Annotated in this window: 1 protein-coding gene; it reads left to right on the top strand. The window is 58.2% G+C overall.

Annotation, left to right across the window (positions count from 1 at the left end):
- Positions 1-582 (top strand): SdrD B-like domain-containing protein (locus EII42_RS12185; RefSeq protein ID WP_305000357.1); only part of this gene is annotated, 582 nt, incomplete at both ends.

The raw sequence follows: 582 nt of genomic DNA on the forward strand, positions 1-582 counted from the left end.
TGCCGGTGATCGGTGACGATGAGAAGTACACCGTTACCGTGGTGAGCGTTCCCGGCGATTACATTCCGACCAAGCCTGAGGTTGGGGATGACCGGGAGAAGGACTCCTCGACGGTTTCTGCATCGACGATTGTTGGCCTCAGGAAGGATGGGGACAAGGATCTGAGCCTGGACTTTGGGTTCGTTCGTCCCGAGGTCACGGTGGGTGACTACGTGTGGTTCGATGTGAACAAGGATGGTCTGCAGGATGCTACGGATCGCCCGATCGAGGGTGTCGAGCTGATGATCACTGGTCCGGATGGTCAGCCGGTCAAGGACGTCAACGGTGATCCCGTTGCGCCGGTGAAGACCGACGCGAGCGGTAAGTACTTGTTCGAGAAGTTGCCGGTCCTGGACGATAACCAGTCCTACACGGTTACCGTGGTTGCTCCGGAGGGTTACATTCCGACCAAGCCTGAGGTTGGGGATGATCGGGCGCTGGATTCCTCTACTAACTCCGCTAAGACCGTGCTGCCGTTGGTTGCTGACGGGGCGAAGGATCTGAGCCTGGACTTTGGTTTCGTTCGTCCTGAGGTCACGGTGG

This window comes from Tessaracoccus sp. OH4464_COT-324 (assembly GCF_003932855.1).
In the GTDB taxonomy this organism is placed as follows: domain Bacteria; phylum Actinomycetota; class Actinomycetes; order Propionibacteriales; family Propionibacteriaceae; genus Arachnia.